At 26.2% G+C, this 3,426-nt stretch carries 2 protein-coding genes; both read left to right on the top strand.

Annotated features, from left to right (window positions below; all coding sequences use genetic code 4):
- The first annotated feature begins 320 nt into the window (after positions 1-320).
- The gene (fib, locus tag BST80_RS04635) at positions 321-1,859 is read left to right on the top strand and encodes a cytoskeletal motor fibril protein Fib (RefSeq protein ID WP_415746175.1); all 1,539 of its coding nucleotides are present in this window, start codon (positions 321-323) and stop codon (positions 1,857-1,859) included.
- 108 nt (positions 1,860-1,967) lie between these two features.
- The gene (locus BST80_RS04630) at positions 1,968-3,251 is read left to right on the top strand and encodes a YitT family protein (RefSeq protein WP_415746174.1); all 1,284 of its coding nucleotides are present in this window, start codon (positions 1,968-1,970) and stop codon (positions 3,249-3,251) included.
- Positions 3,252-3,426: the final 175 nt, after the last annotated feature.

The following is a 3,426-nucleotide window of genomic DNA, read 5'->3' as shown; positions in this document are numbered from 1 at the left end:
ATTAGTATCTTTTTAAAAATATTTACAATTATTTTAATAGGTTATGCAAGAAGTCTAATGTTTAATTCTAATAAAAATAATTTTTATTTTAAATTTAATTACAAAAAATAATTTTTATTTATTTTAAAAATAAAAAACAAAAAAATTATTATAATTTTAACAATTTTAAACATTTTAATATTTGTCATTGATAATTAAGATAAAATACGATACAATAGTCATAGTTGTATTTTGCATATAATCAAATATTAATTATAGTAAGATGCACTAAAAATAAACAATTTTTGGAAATTAAATATGAAAATAGAGGTGGAAAATAAATGATCGGCGTAATTTCAACAGCATATTTCACGATGAAAGATAAGCATAGTATTAAAACAGTAAAAAAATATTGGTGAAAGAACTGTGTAATTCAACATGTTAAATACCATGGAAAAACTTTCATTATAGCAACAGTAGGATATGGTAAAGCAAATGCTGCAATGGCAATTACTTACTTATTAGAAAAATATCCTGGTTTACAAACAATTTTAAATGTAGACTTAGCATTGTCAACAAACGATAAGTATGACACAGGAGACACAACAATCTCAACAAAATTTATTTATCGTGATGCTGACTTAACAGTTTTTAAAGATATTAAATATGGACAAATTGTTAATGAACCTGAATCATTCCAATTCGATGGTGAATTCGTTAAAGTTGTTAAAGACTTTAAATTAGGGTTAACAGAAGGAGTTACTGGAACAGCAGATATGCTGATTTATAACTCAAAACAATTTAAGGAAATGGTTGATAAATATGGACATACTATTGATGTAATTGATACTGAAGCAGGGGCAATTGCACAAGTTGCTAAAAAATCAAGTATTAATTATATTGCTTTAAAAATTATTTATAATAATGCATTATCACCATGAGATAATGATCCAATTCATAAATTCAAAATGTATGAAACAGTTAATACATTAAAATATTTATTAAGAAGATTATTTAACTTATTAAGTTCAAATTATATTATTGATTTATCACAATCTTCACAAGATGATTTAGATTCAATTAATGAATTATTTGAAATTAAACATGACCAATGAATTAAATTATTTAAACCAAATACACATAAAGTATTATCAGGGTTTGGGCCTTCATTAATGTTAGTTGATAAACAAGAAAAAACTCCTGTTGCATTAGATATTATTCAAGTAATGCGTTCAAAAACAAAAGAAGCAGAAGGACCAAGTAAAGTAATTTTAGGGGAAGATGAATGAAAAAATGCTCCTAAAAAATGATTACGTAAATTATTATTTTTAGAACAAGTTCGTGTCAATGATGATGAATTATTATGAAATAAATCAGCAAAATATGATTTAAATAATGAAAAATTATATAAAATTGAAACAGTTGCAAATGAAATTGCAGCAGCAATTGCTGAAAAATGTCAAGATAAATCATCATATACATATAATGGTGCAACAGTACAACAAAAATACTTATTAGTAAATTGTGACGCAAAAGTTTCGTTTTACATTACCCAAAATCAATCACATGAATTTGTGGAAGATAAAAACTTTGGAACACAATTAGTAAATAATGAATTTGTTAAATACTTAAATGAAGCATTGAAAGATGTTGACTCACCATATCAACAAATTGTTGTTTATATGACAATTCCAGCATTAGATTATCGAAAAATTCCAGTGTTTATTCCTTCAAACAAAGGAGCAAACAGAGGTGTTAAATTTGGAACTTTAAACCAAAAGTTACAACGAGATTATACTGTAGTTGATATTACAAGAAATGATTATGATCCAATCAAAGTTGGTTCATTCAAAGTTACAATTCGTTTAAAAAGTGAATAATTAATTAATTTTATTAAAAAACAACCTTTTGGTTGTTTTTTATTTTTTAAATAATGTTATACTTATTAGTAATAATTAAGGTTAAGAAAGGGCATGGAATAACGAAAAATGGTTAACGAAGAAAAAAGCTTAACAGCAGAAGGAGATAGTAACAACACTGGAGTTAACCCTGATAGTATTATAAACAAACCATCAGATTTTTATCCGAAAGAAAAAACAACGGAAAGAAAAACCCGTAGTCGTGAACGGATTTCACGAAAAGAATTTAATTTACGTTTTAAAGCTTATTTTAAATCATGTTTATTCCGTGATTATGCTTATATTATTTTTGCTGCTTTTTTAGGAATGGCTAGTTATGATTACTTTATTGCAGCAACAACAAGTAATGAGATTATTCCAAGTGGAATTGGAGGGATTGCCCGTGAAATTGCGGTTGGGATTTGACCAAACCAAGATCAGTTACAAATGCAAACAAGTATGTACTGAGTTTTTTATTTTGTGTTTAATATCCCATTATTTATTTTTGGCGTCATTAAAGTTGGACTTCGTTTTTCTCTTCGTACAATTGTTTATATTGGTTTGCAAAATGGTTTTCACTTTGCATTTGCTTATATCCCGGTTATTAATCCGCAAGAATTATTTTTTATTGTTAATTATAATAGTTTAAATATTTTTAGTAATTATGGTGGAATGTACCAGATTTGATTATTTGTTTTTGCAGCGGTAGCAGGAATTTTAAATGGAATTGCTTATGGCTTAGTTTATAAAGGGGGAGCATCAACAGCTGGAACTGATTTTGTTTTTGCTTATTATTCAGCTAAAAAGAAAATTTCAATTGCTAATTATAATCGAATTGTTAATTATATTATTATTGTTGTAATGTTAGCAATTCACACAACAATATTAAGTCGTAGTGAATTAACAAGTATTTATTTTGGAAAAGACTGAGCAGCACATATTGATCAAATTCAATGCCTTGGTTTTAAAATTGATGATGGTGGTTTATATGGTAGTGATTTCACTAGTCATAAAATTAAATACTTCTTTGGTCCTGCCTTATTTGCTTCATATTTATTTGTCGTAGTACAAGCAATTACAATTGATATTATCTTCCCGAAATTTAAATATCGTAGTTTAATGGTTATTACTTCAAAAGCAGATGCTATTGTCTCAGGGTTACAATATGTTCATTATCCTAATGATATTATTCGTTTACCAGCACGTGATCATTATGAAGGCAATGATCTTAATAATGAAGTGATTATTGTTTCCACCTCAGTTTTAGAATATAAGAAAATTAAAGCTGCGATTATTGTTTCTGATCCAGAAGCTAAAATTTTAGCTCATAAACTAGACAAACTTATTGCTAATTATAAAGTAGATAAATATTAGACTTCTTGCATAACCTAGTTATTTTAAAATTCCTATAAAATATATTTAAAATAGAAATTATAGGAATTTTAAAATAACTAGGTTATGCAAGAAGTCTATTAATGATTATTATAATTTTTATATTGTATTTAATGACCGTGGTTTAAATATTGGTGGTGGTGATATTAATTATGTA

Source organism: Spiroplasma sp. Moj, assembly GCF_016082285.1.
GTDB classification, from domain to species: Bacteria; Bacillota_I; Bacilli_A; order Mycoplasmatales; family Mycoplasmataceae; genus Spiroplasma; species Spiroplasma phoeniceum.
The sequence above is the reverse complement of the archived record's forward strand: the minus strand, read 5'-3'. Positions and strand labels throughout refer to the sequence as shown.